Annotated in this window: 18 protein-coding genes; 13 read left to right on the top strand and 5 right to left on the bottom strand. The window is 50.7% G+C overall.

Annotation, left to right across the window (positions count from 1 at the left end; all coding sequences use genetic code 11):
* The coding region (locus H6F80_RS15390) for a late competence development ComFB family protein (protein WP_242067385.1) at positions 1-155 on the bottom strand (155 nt) is incomplete at its 3' end.
* 1,136 nt (positions 156-1,291) lie between these two features.
* Between H6F80_RS15390 and H6F80_RS15385 the strand changes: the two genes are divergently transcribed.
* From H6F80_RS15385 to H6F80_RS15340, 10 genes are all read left to right on the top strand, one after another.
* The gene (locus H6F80_RS15385) at positions 1,292-2,590 is read left to right on the top strand and encodes a glycosyltransferase family 1 protein (RefSeq protein ID WP_190792408.1); all 1,299 of its coding nucleotides are present in this window, start codon (positions 1,292-1,294) and stop codon (positions 2,588-2,590) included.
* A 252-nt stretch (positions 2,591-2,842) separates the two neighbouring features.
* Positions 2,843-3,961 (top strand): UDP-galactopyranose mutase, encoded by a 1,119-nt coding sequence (glf, locus tag H6F80_RS15380; protein WP_190792407.1) that lies wholly within the window; start codon positions 2,843-2,845, stop codon positions 3,959-3,961.
* A gap of 429 nt (positions 3,962-4,390) precedes the next feature.
* On the top strand, positions 4,391-6,625 hold the full coding sequence (locus tag H6F80_RS15375) for a family 1 glycosylhydrolase (protein ID WP_190792406.1): 2,235 nt from the start codon (positions 4,391-4,393) through the stop codon (positions 6,623-6,625).
* 252 nt (positions 6,626-6,877) lie between these two features.
* Positions 6,878-7,906 (top strand): TauD/TfdA family dioxygenase, encoded by a 1,029-nt coding sequence (locus tag H6F80_RS15370; protein ID WP_190792405.1) that lies wholly within the window; start codon positions 6,878-6,880, stop codon positions 7,904-7,906.
* A 75-nt stretch (positions 7,907-7,981) separates the two neighbouring features.
* Positions 7,982-8,221, top strand: a complete 240-nt coding sequence (locus tag H6F80_RS15365) for a hypothetical protein (protein WP_190792404.1) — start codon at positions 7,982-7,984, stop codon at positions 8,219-8,221.
* A 6-nt stretch (positions 8,222-8,227) separates the two neighbouring features.
* Positions 8,228-9,307, top strand: coding sequence for a phosphotransferase family protein (locus H6F80_RS15360; protein WP_190792403.1), 1,080 nt, complete (start codon positions 8,228-8,230; stop codon positions 9,305-9,307).
* Complete coding sequence (locus tag H6F80_RS29925) at positions 9,297-10,190, top strand: ABC transporter permease subunit (RefSeq protein WP_190792402.1); 894 nt, start codon at positions 9,297-9,299, stop codon at positions 10,188-10,190. The genes H6F80_RS15360 and H6F80_RS29925 overlap by 11 nt, the downstream gene beginning before the upstream one ends.
* Before the next feature lie 145 nt (positions 10,191-10,335).
* Complete coding sequence (locus H6F80_RS15350) at positions 10,336-11,148, top strand: ABC transporter permease (protein ID WP_190792401.1); 813 nt, start codon at positions 10,336-10,338, stop codon at positions 11,146-11,148.
* A gap of 53 nt (positions 11,149-11,201) precedes the next feature.
* Positions 11,202-12,263, top strand: a complete 1,062-nt coding sequence (locus H6F80_RS15345) for an ABC transporter ATP-binding protein (protein ID WP_206755077.1) — start codon at positions 11,202-11,204, stop codon at positions 12,261-12,263.
* 268 nt (positions 12,264-12,531) lie between these two features.
* A complete protein-coding gene (locus tag H6F80_RS15340; protein ID WP_190792399.1) occupies positions 12,532-13,788 on the top strand; it encodes an ABC transporter substrate-binding protein in 1,257 nt (418 codons plus the stop codon).
* Between the two features lie 172 nt (positions 13,789-13,960).
* On the opposite strand, the gene H6F80_RS30425 is transcribed toward H6F80_RS15340, so the two are convergent.
* Genes H6F80_RS30425 through H6F80_RS29185 form a run of 3 tightly spaced genes read right to left on the bottom strand, consistent with a single transcriptional unit; the run spans position 13,961 to position 15,171 of the window.
* Entirely contained in the window at positions 13,961-14,086 is a 126-nt protein-coding gene (locus tag H6F80_RS30425) for a hypothetical protein (RefSeq protein ID WP_277879169.1), read from the bottom strand.
* Positions 14,087-14,113: 27 nt separating this feature from the next.
* Positions 14,114-14,662 (bottom strand): IS630 family transposase, encoded by a 549-nt coding sequence (locus H6F80_RS29190; RefSeq protein ID WP_199296600.1) that lies wholly within the window; start codon positions 14,660-14,662, stop codon positions 14,114-14,116.
* 2 nt (positions 14,663-14,664) lie between these two features.
* On the bottom strand, positions 14,665-15,171 hold the full coding sequence (locus tag H6F80_RS29185; protein WP_199296599.1) for a helix-turn-helix domain-containing protein: 507 nt from the start codon (positions 15,169-15,171) through the stop codon (positions 14,665-14,667).
* Positions 15,172-15,402: 231 nt separating this feature from the next.
* On the opposite strand from H6F80_RS29185, the gene H6F80_RS15330 reads away from it, so the two are divergent.
* The 3 genes from H6F80_RS15330 (at position 15,403) to H6F80_RS15320 (ending at position 17,780) form a co-directional block, all read left to right on the top strand.
* On the top strand, positions 15,403-16,371 hold the full coding sequence (locus tag H6F80_RS15330) for an SDR family NAD(P)-dependent oxidoreductase (protein WP_190792398.1): 969 nt from the start codon (positions 15,403-15,405) through the stop codon (positions 16,369-16,371).
* 98 nt (positions 16,372-16,469) lie between these two features.
* A complete protein-coding gene (locus H6F80_RS15325) occupies positions 16,470-17,264 on the top strand; it encodes an SDR family oxidoreductase (RefSeq protein WP_242067383.1) in 795 nt (264 codons plus the stop codon).
* Positions 17,265-17,393: 129 nt separating this feature from the next.
* Positions 17,394-17,780 carry a nuclear transport factor 2 family protein gene (locus tag H6F80_RS15320; RefSeq protein WP_190792396.1) on the top strand — a complete coding sequence of 129 codons (387 nt, stop codon included), beginning with the start codon at positions 17,394-17,396 and terminating at the stop codon, positions 17,778-17,780.
* 217 nt (positions 17,781-17,997) lie between these two features.
* Here H6F80_RS15320 and H6F80_RS15315 read toward each other — a convergent pair.
* Positions 17,998-18,542: Tn3 family transposase (locus H6F80_RS15315; RefSeq protein ID WP_190792395.1), on the bottom strand; the 545-nt coding region annotated here is incomplete at its 5' end.

Genomic DNA, 18,542 nt, shown 5'->3' with positions numbered 1-18,542 from the left:
ATCTGGTATTCCAAACCCTGCTCGCTGGTCGCATACAGTGGCGGCAGTTGATTCAGAGCATAGGCAATCAGTTCCTCTGAGTTGATATAGGCAGAGGCACGGGCAGAAAGCGTTTTGCACTGACGAATGACTTCCTCCTCGACCAATAGCTCCATGATGTTCTTGTAAGTACCCATGCGCCGCTTTCCTCAGAAAATATACTTATATTTTTTACTTTACCCATAGCTTCAAGCATAAGAGCACTGCTTAAAAAGTAATATTGTGCAATGGGGGATTTTCTAAAAATTTACATCAAGTTAGGAAAAGATTTCTGTGAATTTGTAGACATTACGGGGTCTAGCTGCAGCTAAAAGAACTTTTGTGACCGTTGCAGGCTTGAGCTGAAGTCGAGCGCCGCCCAAGGGCTTATCCCTTAGTCAAACTGCAGCGGTTCGTCTTGATATGTCCTTCAGCTTTATTTTTCCTTCACATTTATTCATTTTTCGGTGGTATTACCGTCTTTCAGTGACACTACTGTCATTGTCCGGCGAGGGCAACTGCTCATCCTGCCCCGCCTGGGCCGATGCTGCAAACCCGATCGCATCCTGATAAGCCGAATTGCTTCGCTAATTTTCCAACTCTGGTTTTCTAGTTCTGGTTTTCCAATTTTGGCTTTTCAATTCTCGGAAAAGCTTCGTTCGCTTCCGAGTTCTCAAAGTTTTTTATTTATAGCGAATCTAGGAAAAAAACAGGACAATTGATTCGTTTTAAACATCTCAAAAGTCCTCAAACATTCTCAAATACTCTCCTAAAGCAACCCTAACTTTTGATTAGAGTTGGGGAAATTATTCAACACCTAAATTTTTGATAGATTGCTTTTTAAACAGCCAATCACGCTAATAAAGAACTCAAGGATGTAGGCAAAATAAATGCTCGCATTGAATTGCTACATAATTGCTAATCTCCAATGCACTTTGAGAAAATCTATTGCCAGAATAGAGATTCTACCCCAAGAAGTACTTCTTGTTTAGTAGCTTTGTAACTCTACTGTGCGAGGTAGCTACAGTCTACAGGGCTGAGCATATCCCCCTTTAGGCGTACATCATCTATCCTTTAGTTGGATGTTTAGAAGCAATTAGAACTGATAAGTTTTTAATCGAGGAATTGCCTTCCTGTTCCCTTCCTCAGTTCAGGGAAGATATCAATTTCCTATGTGAACGAACCGTTGATCTGAGAATTATCTTCCTAATTTCTGAAGCAATTTGAGGTTTATCTTTAACTGTTTCACTTCGTTTCAACTTTTGAGGTCAGAATGTCGAATCACCCTTTAAATGAACAGATTAACGGCAAATATTCATCTGATATGCCTGATCTGATCTGTTTGTCCCACTTGCGATGGGATTTTGTTTACCAGCGTCCTCAGCACTTGTTGAGTCGCTGTGCATCAGAACGCAGAGTCTTTTTCATTGAAGAACCCATGTTCACCGATGAAAATCACTGGCGGCTTGAGGTGAGCAGGCGCGAGTGTGGAGTGTGGGTTGCTGTCCCTCATTTGCCAAAGGGATTGACCGAGGATGTGACGATCGCCATTCTGCAAGGGTTGATTGATGACTTGATGGCAGAGCAAGAGATTCACGACTACATCTGCTGGTATTACACGCCCATGATGCTGCCGCTTGCCGAGCATCTCACCCCGTCGCTAGTCGTGTATGACTGTATGGATGAACTGTCTGCGTTCAAAGGTGCGCCGCCTGCTCTGCGTGAGCGCGAAGAGCGGTTGTTCGATATGGCAGACCTGGTTTTTACAGGGGGGCAAAGCCTTTACGAAGCGAAGCGCGATCGCCATCCGCAGGCGTATGCGTTTCCCAGCAGCATTGAGGCCGCCCATTTCAATCAGGCGCGTCAGGCTCCGGCAGACCCAGCCGACCAGGCAGGAATTCCCCATCCTCGCATGGGCTTCTATGGTGTGCTGGACGAACGCTTTGACATTGCGCTGCTCGATCAAATTGCTCAGGCGAAACCAGAATGGCAGTTTGTCATGATTGGTCCGGTGGTGAAGATTGATCCCGCCAGCCTGCCGCGCTATGCCAATATTCACTATCTTGGCGGCAAATCTTATTCGGAGCTGCCGCACTATCTGGCAGGCTGGGATGTTGCACTGCTGCCGTTTGCCCGGAATGAATCGACTCGCTTTATCAGCCCCACGAAAACGCCCGAATATCTAGCAGGCGGAAAGCCCGTTGTTTCGACCCCGATTCGGGATGTCGTACGCCCCTATGGCGAGCAGAATTTGGTGCAAATTGCTGAAACGGCTGAGGAGTTTGTGGCAGCGATCGAAACGGCGATGCAGCAGGGACAAGATCCTGAATGGCTCGATCGCGTGGATGCTTTTCTGTCGCAGACCTCGTGGGATCGCACCTGGTCAACCATGAGCGACCTGATGCAAAAGACGATCGCTCGCAAGCAGCAGCAGTTTAGCGAAGCGATGACGCAACCCGTTGCAGGAGCATCGAAGCCCGGAAAATCTGCTCAAGCGGGAGTAAAGCGATCAGCGCAGAGCGCAGCGAAAGAACCGATGTCTGCCGTAACTGACAAAGAAGTGGCAATCTAAGCTGCAGAAACGACGGGGGAGGCTGCTGAGTCTCCTCTCGATCGAATCCCAAATTTTGAAGCGTTCAATGTTCACTATTTACAGTCGATGCGTTAGTGGTTTCCTAACGTATCTATTTCTGAGACTCCATTGGTTGTGCTCACGCTACAGGCTTCTTCTCGATTTTTTAGAGCGCATTTGATCTTGTTCCCTTCATTCGACTAAACGATTTACATCATTATTCGCTAACACTTCACTGAGAGGATGTCTTAAATGTTTGATTATTTAATAGTTGGTGCAGGTTTCGCAGGCAGCGTTTTAGCAGAGCGGCTTGCAAGCCAGCTTGAGAAAAAAGTTTTGATTGTCGATCGCCGCAATCACATTGCTGGAAACGCTTACGATCACTACGATGACAATGGAATTTTAGTGCATCGGTATGGTCCGCATATTTTCCATACGAATGCGCGGGATGTGTTTGAGTATTTGTCGCAGTTTACTGAGTGGCGACGCTATGAACACCGTGTACTTGCCAGCGTAGACGGTCAGCTTGTCCCGATTCCGATCAATCTGGATACGATTAATAAACTGTACGGGCTAAAGTTAACTTCATTCCAGGTCGAAGAGTTTTTTGCATCCGTTGCAGAACCGCGTGACCAGATTTTGACCTCGGAAGATGTGGTGGTGAGTAAGGTTGGGCGAGAACTGTACGAAAAGTTCTTCCGCAACTACACGCGCAAACAGTGGGATATGGATCCGTCTGAACTCGATCGCTCCGTAACTGCCCGCGTTCCCACCCGCATAAACCGGGATGATCGCTATTTCACCGATACTTATCAGGCAATGCCGCTGCACGGCTTTACACGGATGTTTGAGCGGATGTTGACTAATCCCAACATCAGAATCATGCTCAACACCGACTATCGGGAAATTATGAACGTCATTCCTTTCAAGGAAATGATCTACACGGGTCCGGTGGATGAATTTTTTGATTATCGCTATGGGAAGCTGCCTTATCGATCGCTCCAGTTCAAGCACGAAACCCATGATAAGCCCGTCTTCCAGGATGCGCCCGTGGTGAACTATCCCAACGAACACCTCTATACACGCATCACCGAGTTTAAGTATCTCACTGGGCAGGAACACAACAAAACCAGCATCGTGTACGAATATCCCAGAGCCGAGGGCGACCCCTACTATCCGGTTCCCCGTCCGGAAAACGCCGAGCTGTACAAAAAGTACAAAGCCTTAGCCGACGCAACGCCCGACGTGCATTTTGTGGGACGACTGGCGACCTACAAGTATTACAACATGGATCAGGTTGTGGCGCAGGCGTTGACAATCTTCAAGCAGCTCAGCAGCAAGGAATCGCTGGAAGTGGTGATCAATCGCTAGTTCGTGAATTGAAAACTGTTGATTTTCTCAGCTACTTGAGACGTGTTTGAGGTTCTACATTGCCTCCTAAATTCCTCTACGGTGGGGGACTTTGAAATCCGCAGGCCAATGAAGTTTTTTTCAGAATAGGCTTCTGTGTACATCCATTTCGATCGCTGATTCCAAGAGCCTGTTCGTCTGCAAGATTCCTTTGTCCCCCAATTGAGGTGGACTGTCGAACCGTTTCTGCCGCTCGATCGCTCAAAGTCGCCCAGAATTGGAATCTAGGGGGCTGAAACGCTCTGAACACCCATCAGGAAACTTGGGAGCACCCAGTAGCCAGAATACATAGGCAAAATCCGGTAGCCAGAATTGGGAAGTTCGGCAAGCTGAGCAAGTTAAACGGAAAGTTAAACGCTAATCTAGCAGTCAGTTGGAGCGCAACACCGCATGACACAGGCAGGGCAAACGCCGATCGTGGAACTTTGGGCTGGCATTGAATGCACCGTAAATCGGGTGGGCGATCGATTTTTTGACCAGCTTGAGCGCAACGGACACTACAGCCGTACTGAAGATCTGGAGCAGTTTGCCGCGTTGGGTGTGAAGGCAATTCGCTATCCGGTAGTGTGGGAGCGCATTGCCCCTGGGGGAATTGATTGCGCCGACTGGAGCTGGACAGACGATCGCCTAAATCGTTTGCGGGAGCTGGACATTCGCCCGATCGCAGGCTTGGTGCATCACGGCAGTGGACCTGCCTCTACCAGTTTGATCGATCCGCAGTTTGGCGAAAAGCTAGCTCAGTTTGCCCGTGCAGTCGCAACGCGCTATCCCTGGATTGATGCCTACACGCCGATCAATGAACCGCTGACCACTGCCCGATTTAGCGGCTTATACGGTCTCTGGTATCCCCACGGTCGGGACGATACTACGTTTTTACGGTGTCTGCTGAACGAATGTCGCGCGGTGGTGCTGTCGATGCAGGCGATTCGCGAAATTAATCCTGCCGCTCAGCTGATTCAAACCGAGGATCTGGGCAAGATGTTCAGCACGCCGCTGCTCGCGTATCAGGCAGAATTTGAAAACGAGCGTCGCTGGCTATCATTTGATTTGGTTTGTGGTCGGGTCGATCGCACCCATGCCATGTGGAAGTATTTGCTGAAGGCAGGCATCACCGAGGCAGAACTAGATTGGTTTGGGGCGCATCCCTGTCCGCCGGATGTGTTTGGCATTAACCACTACATGACCAGCGATCGGTTTCTGGATGAACGGCTCGATCGCTATCCTGCCCATACACATGGTGGCAACGGCAAGCACTCATACGCTGATGTGGAAGCGGTTCGCGTTTGTGCCGCAGGCATTCCCACGCCGAAGGACTTGCTGCGCGAAGTCTGGGATCGCTACCAAGGAACGATCACCCCGCAGGGAGAATCGCCTCGCGTCGCCGTTACAGAAGTGCATTTGGGCTGCACTCGCGAAGAGCAATTGCGCTGGCTCCAGGAAGTCTGGCAAGATGCTCAGGCGTTGCAACAGGAAGGCATTCTAATTCAGGCGGTTACGGTTTGGTCACTGCTGGGGGCTTATGACTGGAATACGCTGCTCACCCGCAATGAGGGCTTTTACGAACCTGGCGTGTTTGACCTCCGCGCTCCTGCCCCGCGTCCGACTGCGTTAGCCCTGATGATGCGCTATTTCGGCGAAGGACGAGATTATCAGCATCCATTGCTCGAAATTCCGGGCTGGTGGAAACGGGACGATCGCCTTCTTTATCCGCCCGTAAACTGTCAGGAGCAGGGAGGTATCGCCGTGCAGCCATCGGTTTCGGCCCGACTCGATACCGTTGCCCCGGTGCTGATTACAGGCGCGACTGGAACGCTGGGACGGGCATTTGCTCGCATTTGTGAAGTTCGGGGAATTCCCTATCGGCTACTGTCTCGCCGGGAAATGGATATTACTCAGCGGGAATCGGTCGATCGCGTTTTGGCAGAGCTAAAGCCCTGGGCAGTGATTAACACGGCGGGCTATGTGCGGGTCGATGACGCAGAACATGAACCCCAGGCATGTCGGCAAATCAACGCGGAAGGGGCGGCAATTCTGGCGCAGTCTTGTGTGCAGCACAATGTTGGCTATGTCACTTTCTCCTCAGACTTGGTGTTTGACGGCAACCAAACCCAGCCCTATCTCGAAAGCCACGATGTCGCGCCACTTAACGTTTACGGACACAGCAAGGCAACTGCTGAACAGTGGGTGCTATCTGCCCATCCCTGCGCTTTGGTGATTCGCACCAGTGCCTTCTTCGGACCCTGGGATCAGCACAATTTCGTGACAATCGCCCTCAGAACCCTGGCGGCTGGGAAACCGTTTGTGGCGGCAGAAGATGCGATCGTTTCCCCCACCTACGTCCCTGATCTGGTAAATACCACGCTGGATCTGCTGATCGACGGCGAATGCGGTTTGTGGCATCTGGCAAATCCGGGCGAAATCACCTGGGCAAACCTGGCGCGGCAAGCAGCAGAAATGGCAGGAATGCGATCACCTCAAATTGAAGCCCGTCCTACTGAAGATCTCGGCTTCACTGCTCCGCGTCCAATGTACAGTGCACTTTCCAGTGAACGGGGCATTTTGCTACCGACTCTCGAGCGGGCGATCGGGCGGTATTTGGAGGAGTGTGAGGGAGTGAGGGGTTAGCGTTTGAGCCAAGGAGTGAGAGTCCAGGTGAAAGCGGTTCTGATCAGAGTGATTAGCATTTTGAGAATGCGATCGTAGGTTTGGTGAAGCCTACTGCCGACTTCTGGATCAAGCCGGCTTCTGGATCAATTGGAGCAATCCCTCCGCATTGTCTCCCTGGCAGCAATTTTGAGAAGAAAGATAAGCTAGGATCGCCCTTCGCACATTCCTGTGCATGAATCTTTCGGATCATTAAGGATCAAGGAGGCTGTGATGCAAACCGTTAAGGTCGCTTCTCACGCGCTGCATCTGGTGGACCGCTACGAGTTGGACGAGCAGACTTTAGCGTTGTTTCTCACGCCTGGAGCCGATCCCTACGAGGAAACCGAGGAATTTTTGTTTGAGTGTGAAATGCGGGCGGACGAGATGCCTCGCTTCCTGCGCCGGGCACTGCTGGAGTTTCAAGTGCATTCCAACCCGGAAGGGATTTTGCTGCTGCGAGGGTTGCCGATCGAGCCAGACCTTCCGCAAATTCATACACCGTCTGACGCGAAGCGATTACCCCTCCGGGGAACTGCGAAGCAAACGGCGGAAAAGAAAACCCACGTCAGCGAACGCTGTTTAGCGATGATCGGCAGCCGTCTGGGGCATCTGGTGTCCTACATTCAAGAGAAAAACGGCGATCTGTTTCAAAATCTTGCTCCAGTAAAAGGAACCGAGAAAATTCAGGCTTCGAGCGGTTCTCAGGTGCAGCTTCAGTTTCATCGCGAAACGGTGTTTCATCCCTATGCGCCGGAATATTTGCTGCTTTATTGTCTGCGCCCGGATCACGATCGCGCTGCCGAAACGACTTATGCCAGTATTAGCCATGCTCTGCCGCTGTTGTCAGACGCCCATCGAGAACTTCTGTTTCAGCCGCTTTATCGAACGGGCATCGACTATTCCTTTGGCAATTTGCAAACCGTGAAGGGCAACGGTCCGGTGCTGCCTGTGCTGTACGGCAACCGTCACGACCCGTTCCTCAACTACGACGAGGATTTGATGACGGCAATCACGCCTGAAGCAGAAGCAGCGCTAGAAGCTCTTAAAGATGCCGTTGTGTCCGTTTATCGGGGAGTCAAGCTGAACTCTGGCGATCTGCTCTGCATCGACAATCGGCGCACCGTTCACGGACGGTCTTCGTTTGTGCCTCGTTATGATGGTTTCGATCGCTGGCTACAACGATCGTTTGTGGTGCGCGATTTGGGCGAATCGGCAGTCGATCGGCAACTGGGAGAACGGGTGATTCGCACGAAGTTCTAGAAGTTCCAACTGAGTTAAACATCCATGTAACTGCATTTTCTGAAGGGAATCGAGCAGTTTCAATCCGTTCCATTGTTGAGCGATCGGGTTCAGTCCTACCTGCTTCATGCTGAAGCTGAGCATAATTTGCTGCTGGCGTTGTTGCTACGATGGATTCATTTTCCCGATCGCTTTTCTAAGCCGCCGCGAATTGCGATTGTAGAGGAAAACGAAGAAATTCTGGCGATCGGCTATCAACCACTTTATGATTGGCATGAGTATAAGTTGAGTAAGCCATTTCGACTTCCAGGAAATTGGTATTCTAGGGCAAGATAGCGTCTATTGGCGATTGCCCTTATGCCCACCCAATCGATCGATTTATCCCAACTTCAGCAGCGGCTCACCGCTCATCTGCAACAAACCCGATCGCTTACTGATCCAGTTCAGCTATTCGCCCACGGAGAGGCAAACGTTATTTTTCGATTGGGCGATCGGCAAATTGTGCGAGTTGCAGTCAACACACCGAATCAGCGATTTGAAGGGGATATTCGACGCGTTACGCGGTTTGAAAAATCAATTCTTGAATATCTAAATGGTACGGAAATTGGGCATCAGCTTATTGCAGCCCAGTTAGAACGATCGAATGATTTTTCCTATACTTATTTGATTACTGGCTATCTTCCAGGAGATTCACTGAATTATAGTCGAGTGCATCTGCAAAAATGTGCTGAGACTTTAGCGCGGCTGCATTCTTTGCCGTCTCAGAAAGGCTATGAAATCGATCGTCTCAAAAATGCTGTACCGATGATTCAGGAACCATTAACGCTGTTTTACCAGGAAGCAAAACAATATGCTCAGCCCTATCTAGATTCTGCCGATGCCGATCCAGAGATTGTGGCGATGATAGAAGCGGTACTGAAAAAAGCAGAGCAAAATTTATGGCGCGAGGAATGGCTGCGAGAATCTCCCCATCTTTGTTTGGTGCATAGCGATCACACCTATGAGAATTGGGTGGTGAACGATCGCCAGGCCCGTCTGATCGATTGGGAATGGGCAGAGTTAGGCTCTCCAGCAGGGGATTTAGGGCATTTTCTATCGCCTGTAACGATCGTTCGCTGTCAGAATTACCGCTTACCCACAGCCGATCGCGCCTTCTTTTTGCAGTGCTATTATGATGCGCTGGAGAATCAGGATTTAGCGAATCGGATTGCTCGGCATTTTGCGGCGTTTGGAGTGTATCCTGCAGTTCGATCGCTGTGCTGGACAGCAGGCTATTGGATTACGGCAAATCGCTGGTATGCTGGCTCAGAGGAAAGTTTCAGCGCAAAGGAACGCATGAGACGACTGGAGCAAAGCCGTCAGCAGTTTCCAGAACTGTGGCAGGAAGTAATGCAATGGCTGGAGGAATCGGGTGCAGATTAGCAAACCTGGGAGACAAAGGGGGTTCAACCTGCGTGAACTGGGGCAGACGGGACGGGCGTATTTGCTGCTGCTGCCTGCGCTGAGCGTGGTTGGTCTTTTGTTCGGCGGTGGACTGATTCTGGCACTGCTGCAAAGTTTGGGGCTACTGACGATTCTTGGTTCAGGACAGCCTAACCTGGCAGCCTATCGATCAGTTTTTGCCAGCTCAGAAGTTTGGCGATCGCTGTGGCTTAGCTTTTATATTGCGGTTGTCTCAACCGGGCTTTCAACCATTCTCAGCGTGGGATTAGCCTTGCTGCTGCGATCGGCGGGACGATGGGCGAGTTTTGCCTGTCAGATTACGTTGCCCATTCCCCACCTGGTTGGCGTAACAGGAATGCTGCTGTTGCTGTCGCCGAGCGGTCTGCTGTCGCGGATTGCGTTTACGCTGGGCTGGATTCAGTCGGATCAGAATTTTCCACTGCTGGTTAACGATGTAGCAAATATCGGTGTCATTCTGCATTTCCTCTGGAAAGAGATTCCGTTTATCACGCTGATTCTTTTAGCCGTTCTGCGCGGTATCAATCCTGGATATGAAACTCAGGCGCGTGCGTTGGGCGCGAATCGCTGGCAGTGCTTCTGGAATGTTACTTTTCCGATGATGAAACCGGGAATTTTGTCGTCCAGTTTGATTGTCTTTGGATACATCTTTTCGTCCTTTGAAGTGCCTTTTTTGCTTGGTTCAACTCGTCCTCGTACCCTGCCTGTTCTCGTTTACCGATCGTTTACCGATAGCGATCTGGCAAGTCGTCCTGAAGCGATCGCCCTGGGGTTGATTCTGGCGGTGATTGCGATCGGGCTGATTGTGGTTTACTTGCAAATTACTTCCCGCCGTCAAACTTGAAGGCACTGCCGTTTGCCTGAAAACCTGGTACTGGGCTTGGCAGGAGAGACTTTAGGAAAAATGCCCATTCCTGAAAAGCCTGGCTCTTCGCTCGCTCTCAAAGTCCCCTAAAGTTAGAAAACTCAGGGGGCAATGTAGGACATTTATGACCTCTCAACCATTCTTGAGAATGCGAAATAGTTTACTTTTTCTGATCATCGTCGTTCTATTCCTACCGTTCCTGCCGCTGTTGATTTGGTCGTTCGCGCAGGGCTGGTTTTTTCCGCAGCTTATCCCTGTTCAGTGGACGCTGGAGCATTGGACAGAAGTTCTGTTTGGCACGGCGAGAGTGGCAGAGGGACTGCTGCAAAGTTTGACGATCGCCCTGATTACAACTGTTCTATCCTTGCTGGTAGGGCTTCCGGCGGGGCGGGCTTTGGGGATGATGGCGTTTCCGGGGAAGGCAGTTCTGAAGCTGTTTTTGCTGACGCCGATTATTGTGTCTCCGCTGGCAACGCTAATGGGAATTCAGTTTGTGCTGATTCGGCTGGGGCTGAACGGGACGTTGGCAGGTGTGGCGCTGGTGCATTTAATGCCGACAATTCCCTACATGACGCTGGTGCTGGCGAGTGTGTTTGCTAATTTTGAGACGGGCTACGAGATTCAGGCACGATCGCTAGGAGCTTCCCCAATCCAGACTTTTTTGCAGGTGACGCTACCGCTGATTGCGCCCGGTGTGGTTGTGGGCGCGCTGTTTGCGTTTCTCATTTCCTGGAATGAGTTCCTGCTGACGTTTATTGTGGGAGGCGGACGAGTATTTACCCTGCCGATGGTGCTGTTTACGCTGCTGCAAGGCGGCAATCAAGGCTTAACCGCAGCCGTTGCCATCACTTCGGTCGTTCCCGGTTTAGTATTCTTAGTGTTGGCAAGTCGATCGCTGCAAAATGATGTGGCGTTAGGTGGGCTGGGGAATGTCTAAGGAAACATCTGGGGAAGCATCTGGGGAAACGTCTAGGAGAACGTCCAGGAAACATGATGGAACATTTGCTGCTGCAAAATTTGACGAAACGTTTTCAGGACGTAACGGCAGTTCAAGATTTATGGCTCAGCGTGAATGCAGGCGAAATTTTGGCGTTGCTGGGTCCATCGGGCTGCGGCAAATCGACGACGCTGCAAATGATTGCGGGAATGCGGCGACCGGATACGGGATCGATCGTCCTGGATGGCAAAACCCTCAACGCTGTGCCGCCGGAAAAGCGAGATATCGCCTTGGTGCTTCAGCGCGGCTTGCTGTTTCCCCATTTGACGGTGGGCGAGAATGTGGCGTTTGGGCTAAAAATGCGTGGCGTGAATCGGGTCGATCGCGAGTCAAAAGCAAAATTAATCCTCAGTCAGGTGCAGTTGGAAGGCTTTGCCAACCGAAAACCTGCTGAACTCTCTGGCGGTCAGGCGCAGCGGGTCGCTCTGGCACGATCGCTGATTATTCAGCCCAAGCTGCTGCTGCTCGATGAACCCCTCTCTGCCCTCGATGCGAATCTGCGCGAAGAAATGCAGGAGCTAATTTTGCGCTTGCAGGCAGACACTGGAATCACCATGCTGGTTGTCACGCATGATCAGTCAGAAGCGGTGGTGATGGCGCAGCGAATCGCGCTCATGTTTGACGGACGTTTACGGCAGGTCGCACCTCCAGAGCAGCTTTATGGTCAGCCTGTTGATGAAAGAACGGCTCGCTTTATGGGTGGCGTGAATTTCTTTTTGGCGGAGGCAAGGGGAACGCAATGGACTTTAGAGAATCGTCAAATTCTCACCAGTCAACAGCCTGCTGAAGGAAGGGTCTGGGTCACAATTCGCCCCGAACAAATTCAAATTTTCCCTGCGCCGATCGAGACCGTGAACTGCATTCAAGCAATCGTAACCGTAAATCGATTTATGGGCACACAGCGACGACTCACCCTCACTGCTGGCGATTTAACGCTGCAAGTTTGGACGACACCCGGTCAGGATTGGCACATCGACCAGACCGTTTGGGCTGTGCTGCCACTCGATGCGCTGTGGTGTTTTCCAGTGACAGAAACATCTACCGCAGGACAGTAAATTGCTTTATAAGGTGGTATTTCGGGGAATGCAATCTGTAATTAAACCAAACTCTAAGCAGCAGGAATTCAGCGACCTGTAGAATTCCTTTGTTCTTCTCGTTTCTTCCCTGAGCGATCGCTGACTGAATCTCTTCATAAATCATTCGTTTGTCCTCAGGGTTTGCACAATTCGCTATATTTGTTTGTGGACTTATTCCCATACGCTATTCATCGCCCTGTGCCCATTCGCATAACCTCTGAGTTGTTTTCAGATTAATCAGATTAATATGATCGATTCCCTTTCGCGTCGTCGGTTTCTGCTGCTGTCGGGCAGTGCCTATCTTGCCACGCTGGTGAGCAACTGCGCTCAAAATCAACAATCTACCGCGCCCTCTGGCTTTGATCCCAAAACGGCTTCCTGGAATGGTGTCCTCACCGCTGTAAAAGGAACCACGGTGAACTGGGCAATGTGGGGGGGCAGTGACAATATCAACGCCTTTGCCGATCGCTGGGTTGCGGATCAGCTCAAGAACCAATATAGCCTGACGCTCAATCGCGTTCCCCTTAACGACACAGTGGAAGCGGTGAATAAAGTTGCGGGCGAAGTGCAGGCAGGACAAACCAAAGGCGGCGGCATCGACCTGATCTGGATCAACGGTGAAAACTTTCGCACGATGAAGCAGGGAAATTTGCTGCTCGGACCCTTCACCGAGAAATTGCCCGCAATGCAGCACTACGACCTGAACAATCCAGCGGTTACGTCTGATTTTGGCTTGCCGATCGATGGCTTTGAAGCTCCCTACACGGGTTCCTATTATGTGATGGCAATGGATAGCGCAAAAGTCGATCGTGCTCCCACCAACTATCAGGAATTGCTCGACTGGGCAAAAGCCAATCCGGGACGGTTTGCCTACGCTGCGCCGCCTGTTTTTGACGGAAGCCGCTTTTTGCTCACGGCACTTTATGGCGTCACGGGGGGCTATCAGCAGTATGCGGGCGAAAAGTTTAACGAGGATCTGTGGAACCAGAATTCGCCCAAAGTGACGAGCTATCTGAAAGAACTGGAGCCTCACCTCTGGCGACGGGGCGAAACCTATCCGCCAACCCAGACTCGCTTGCAGGAGCTTTTCGCCAACGGGGAAATCTGGATGATGCCTGTCTTTGTCTCCAGCGTGGCAGAAGGCTTAGCAACCGGACAACTTCCCAAAACGACCAAAGCGTTTACCATTCCGGGAGTGTCGCTTAATGATCCATCGTTTACTGCGATTCCGGTGAATGCCAGCAATCCGGCAGGCGCAATGATCCTCGCAAATCTCCTCTCCAGTCCAGAGGGGCAACTGCAAAAATTCAAGCCGGAAGTCTGGGGTGATCCGCCATTGCTGGATGTGACCAAAGTGCCGTCGAACCTTCAGCAGGAATTCGCGAAGGTAGAGGCAGCCTACGGGATTCCGCTCAAGGAGTTGACCGGGAATACGGTTCCGGTAGTGAATGCAGAGTATACAACTCGGCTGGAAGAACTATGGGAGCAGGAAATTGCCGGATAGGGAATAAATCAGCGCGAAGGGCAGGAATTCTTTTCAGATGAGTCAGATTAGAAGGTGTTTGAGGAGCCTCAGAGATCCTGTGTTGCCTCCTCAACTTCCTCAATTTCCTAATCCCGGAGGACTTTGAAGCCTTTAGGAGAGCTGGACGCGGTTTTGCTGCCAGGGGTTCTTTCTATCTCGCAGTGTCAACGCTGCCTCCTCGCTGGCTCTTGAAATCGCCTTTATTCGATCGCCACTCATTCCCGTCTAATCGATCGCCGACCTTGCTATCCTTCTCCTTAGCATGAGTTTGGCTCATAAGTTTGGTTGTTCGTCTTATACCAATTCAATAAATACCTGCTACAGATAAAGCATTGAGAATGTAATCCCAACCGGTTAAAGACGCAATCGTCTGGCGTTGCAACTGCTGCAATTGCTGAGTCAACTCTTCCTGTAATTGCTCAAGCGTCTGGTAAAGACTCCAAGCTAACTTTGCTTTCAAGTGCTGCCATAATCGCTCAATCGGATTGAGCTCTGGAGCATGAGGCGGTTGGAAGATTAACAAGATGTTGTCTGGGATCTGGATTTGTTTAGCCGTATGAGCCGAGGCATTATCCAACTGAATCAGGTTGAGACTGTCAGGAAATTGCTGGGACACCTGTTGCAAGAACACTTCAAAGCAAGCACTATCGAGGTGGGAAAACTCATAGAAGAAATGCTCTCCGCTGTGAGGCTCCACTATGCCATAGAGATACAACGCCTCCCGATGCCATTGCACTACTCCAACGGGCTTGACTCCTTTTGCAGTAATCTTGCGTCGTTGAATCGTCTTTAACCCTAATCGAGTTTCATCTTGGCACCAGTAGCGTACCTTGCTAAACGGATGCACCAGCATGATTAGGGCAACTCGGGCAGCGAGGGTTTTTGAAAAGCAGCAACCTGAGGGGGCTGTTGCTCGGCACTTACAGGGCGAGGGACTTTGAGTTTAGCTTTGAGACGATAGCGAACATGCAGATGCACCACGGGATAACTCACTGCTAACTGACACTGCTGTTTGAGCCATTGTTGAATCTCCCCATAGCTATCAAATCCATCGGTTTGTTGCAGTTGCTGTTGCAGCTTTTGGTCAACTTCCGCTGGAATGTGCCGCTTGCGTCCACGACCAGAATGAGGGGATAACAACTGGTGGAGCCCGCCTTGCCGATATTTGCCTAACCACCGCTCTAGGGTGACTCGATTGCGTCCCATCAGTTGAGCAGCTTGGCTGACGCTCTTGACTTGCCCACTTTTGAGGAGATAGAGCAGTTGAACGCGTTCTTTGCCACTGGCAGTTTTTTGTTCTGCTAGAAGTAATCTCAAGTCGTCTTTGCTCTCTTGAATGTTGATTTTGCAAACGCCAACCATACTCGTTAGCCCTCAATTCTCCTCCTCCCATCTGTAGCATATAAAAATTGAATCGGTATTACTAAAGTAACACTGAAATATGTTCGCTAATTCCATCGGAAACTCCATAGGAATCTGCAAGAAGTTGAGTGTTGGAACTGACTACACTCAAGTGAACTAAGACAAAGAGAACTTAGGAGTTGATGATTATGTCCAAAGTGCCTTCTAACTACCCACACGAAAGGAAAAGAAATGGCTAAAAAATTTGGTGCAAAATTGACCGCCGACGAGGTGCTTTCCGACATTGATCTCAAGGGAAAGCGATTTCTCATTACGGGTGCATCGTCGGGCATTGGACTCGAAACCGCCCGCTCACTGGTCGCTCACGGGGCTAGTGTCGTCGGCGCGGTCAGAAACCTCGCTAAAGCTGAGTCAGCCACTGCATCAGTTCGTGATGCCGCTTTGCAAGGAGGTGGCAGCCTGGAGTTGATCAACCTCGATCTGGCATCCTTGCAAAGCGTTCGTGCCTGTGCGGATAAACTGTTAGCTAACGGCCAGCCGTTCGATTCCATCATTGCTAACGCTGGCGTTATGGCAACTCCGTTTGGTCGAACGGTCGATGGCTTTGAAGTCCAGTTCGGGACGAACCATCTTGGCCACTTTGCCCTGATCAATGGGATCGAGCCGCTGCTCACCGATAATGGACGGCTGGTGGTGCTGTCGTCGCTAGCGCATCGCGGTGCCGATATCGATTTAGACGATCCGAATTTTGAGCAGCAGGCGTACGATCCATGGGTCGCCTATAGCCGGTCGAAAACCGCCAATTCACTGTTCGCTGTGGAGTTTGACAGGCGGCATCGCGATCGCGGCATTCGGGCTGCTTCGGTGATGCCCGGAAACAGTCTCACGGACCTACCCCGCCATTTCTCGCAGGAGGAGTTGCAGGGACTTTTGCAGACCGTTGACGCAGCGCGCACCGAAGCGGGTCTGCCGCCGAAAGAGTTGAAAGAAATTCCGCAGGCAGCCGCGACATCGGTCTGGGCAGCAGTCGTGGCTAACAAAGACGAGATTAGCGGACACTATCTCGAAGATTGCGCGATCGCGCCGATCAATGACACGCCCAACCCGTTTGCCGACGGCGTCAGGTCCTATGCACTCGACGCGAACAAAGCCAAGCAGCTCTGGGCGAAAAGCGAGGAATTGATCAGCGCTGCGTCTTAAAGGTTATCGCGCACATCTAAACGCAATCATCCATTCCACTTTCGTACTTGGATGAACACTCACAAGAATGCCCGATTGACGTATAAGCGTTAATCACCATGCCTTACGTTTCCCGTAAACTCAACCAGGAAAACATCATGTCACAAAAACTCTCAGGAAAAGTTGCGCTTGTCACTGGCGGCACCAGCGGTATCGGGCTTGCCACAACCAAGCGATTTGTCGCTGAAGGTGCCTATGTCTTTATCACGGGTCGTCGTCAGACTGAACTTGATACTGCTGTAAACGAAATTGCTAAGAACGTGACTGGCATTCAGAGCGATGTCTCAAATCTGGCAGACCTTGATCGGCTTTACGCCACGATCGAGCAAGAGCAAGGTCGCCTGGATGTAATCTTTGCGAATGCTGGCGGTGGAGAACTCATCCCACTTGGATCGATCACCGAAGAACACTTTGACAAAACCTTCAACACCAATGTCAAGGGTCTACTTTTCACTGTGCAGAAGGCACTGCCACTGATGCCAGAGGGCGCTTCCATCATCCTGAATGCCTCAACTAATTCCATCAAGGGTATCCCAGCCTTCAGTGTTTATGGCGCTACCAAAGCCGCCGTGCGATCGTTTGCCCGCACCTGGACACTCGACCTCAAAGACCGCCAGATTCGAGTGAATGCGGTCAGCCCTGGTTTCATTCCGACTCCCGCTTACGATCTTCTCTGGGGACTCAGTGAAGAGCAGTTGAAAGAATTTGTGGCGAGCCAAGCTAACAATATTCCATTGGGACGAGCTGGCACACCCGACGAGATCGCCAAAGCCGTTGTCTTTCTGGCTTCAGATGACAGCAGCTTTGTAAACGGCATTGAGCTATTCGTCGATGGTGGCATGGCACAAATCTAAGAAGATGCTGTGTTCACACCAGCTAACAATGCAGCAGACGGTTTAAAGCCGCTAGCGCTGCGTTCGAGTTTCTTTGTCGCCGCTGATTTGAGCCATTGGGCGTTTTGGGTGATGTGAGGTGTGGAACGGATGACGGATAAACTTGAGCAGAACAAACAGACGGTCACAGCATTTTATGACCTGATGTTCAATCAGTGTCAGCCCGCAGAAGCCATCGAGAAATATGTCGGCGATGTGTACATCCAGCACAACCCAACGGTGGCCGACGGGAAGCAGGCTTTCATCGAATATTTCGAGAGGATGGCGAAAGAATATCCGGGGAAGTGCGTCCAGTTTAAGCGCGTCTTCGCTGAAGGCAATTATGTAGTCTTGCATTGCTACCAGCAATGGCCGAGCGACAACGACTGGGCAGGCATCGACATCTTCCGCCTGGATGATAAAGGCAAGATAGTCGAGCATTGGGACGTGCTTCAGACCATCCCGGAAGCGTCGGCTAACGATAACACGATGTTCTGAACAGTTGAGTGCTGGTAGGGTGAAGTCCGGTTTGTACAACGGCACTGTTTATTCTAAATCAAGGAGAGTTGGCACAGATGGAATCTATGAAAGCAGCGGTATTAACTGCGTTTGGTGATGCTGAGAAGTTTGAGATTGGGGGCCGGCAACGATTCGTGTAAAAATGGACCACTTGCCCTGAAACTCCTATGGAATGAGGATTTAGAGCACAGTAACTTCACCTTGTAGGTGCAGGAATAATCACTGTGTCAAAATCCAGTGTGGGTGGACAACGATCGAGATTGAGATCATAGATGCCGAAACGATTAACGTGATGCGTCCAGTAGGGACTCAACGCAGCGACCGCCTCCGACTCAACTGGGTAGCCAGAGCGTGCTAGCTCCTGGAGTATCCGGCTCATTTCAAAGACGTTGTAGAAAATCAGACAATTGGCGATCAGGTGGTTGTACTTGATGATCTTGCGTTGGTCTTCACGATTGTTGGTAGCAATCACCCCCTCACCCCCAAAAGACAGCCATTTGGCAAAGCCATTAAACGCCTCACTTTTATTGGTTGCAGCTTGAATGGTGGCGCGCAGATCGGCATCATGAATGTATTGCAGCAAAAATCCTGTCCGCATGGCACAGCCTAGCTCATGAAACGCTCGATAGAGCTTGTTCTGACTGCTATTGGTACCTAACTTTCGCAAAATGGTAGAAGCAGCAATCTTACCTGCTTTAATCGATAAGGTAACCCGCAGCATATCGGGTAGATGAGTTTCAA

Origin of the sequence: Leptolyngbya sp. FACHB-711 (genome assembly GCF_014695615.1) — a bacterium.
In the GTDB taxonomy this organism is placed as follows: Bacteria; Cyanobacteriota; Cyanobacteriia; order Elainellales; family Elainellaceae; genus Leptolyngbya_A.
Note: the sequence above shows the minus strand (reverse complement) of the source record. Positions and strands in the feature narration are given on the sequence as shown.

Bases quoted from the DNA above. Each gene is read 5' to 3' on its own strand.
- H6F80_RS15385 (WP_190792408.1), top strand. From the start codon at position 1,292: ATGTCGAATCACCCTTTAAATGAACAGATTAACGGCAAATATTCATCT.
- glf (WP_190792407.1), top strand. From the start codon at position 2,843: ATGTTTGATTATTTAATAGTTGGTGCAGGTTTCGCAGGCAGCGTTTTA.
- H6F80_RS15375 (WP_190792406.1), top strand. From the start codon at position 4,391: ATGACACAGGCAGGGCAAACGCCGATCGTGGAACTTTGGGCTGGCATT.
- H6F80_RS15370 (WP_190792405.1), top strand. From the start codon at position 6,878: ATGCAAACCGTTAAGGTCGCTTCTCACGCGCTGCATCTGGTGGACCGC.
- H6F80_RS15350 (WP_190792401.1), top strand. From the start codon at position 10,336: ATGACCTCTCAACCATTCTTGAGAATGCGAAATAGTTTACTTTTTCTG.
- H6F80_RS15345 (WP_206755077.1), top strand. From the start codon at position 11,202: ATGATGGAACATTTGCTGCTGCAAAATTTGACGAAACGTTTTCAGGAC.
- H6F80_RS15340 (WP_190792399.1), top strand. From the start codon at position 12,532: ATGATCGATTCCCTTTCGCGTCGTCGGTTTCTGCTGCTGTCGGGCAGT.
- H6F80_RS30425 (WP_277879169.1), bottom strand. From the start codon at position 14,086: ATGAGCCAAACTCATGCTAAGGAGAAGGATAGCAAGGTCGGCGATCGA.
- H6F80_RS29190 (WP_199296600.1), bottom strand. From the start codon at position 14,662: ATGCTGGTGCATCCGTTTAGCAAGGTACGCTACTGGTGCCAAGATGAA.
- H6F80_RS29185 (WP_199296599.1), bottom strand. From the start codon at position 15,171: ATGGTTGGCGTTTGCAAAATCAACATTCAAGAGAGCAAAGACGACTTG.
- H6F80_RS15330 (WP_190792398.1), top strand. From the start codon at position 15,403: ATGGCTAAAAAATTTGGTGCAAAATTGACCGCCGACGAGGTGCTTTCC.
- H6F80_RS15325 (WP_242067383.1), top strand. From the start codon at position 16,470: ATGCCTTACGTTTCCCGTAAACTCAACCAGGAAAACATCATGTCACAA.
- H6F80_RS15320 (WP_190792396.1), top strand. From the start codon at position 17,394: ATGACGGATAAACTTGAGCAGAACAAACAGACGGTCACAGCATTTTAT.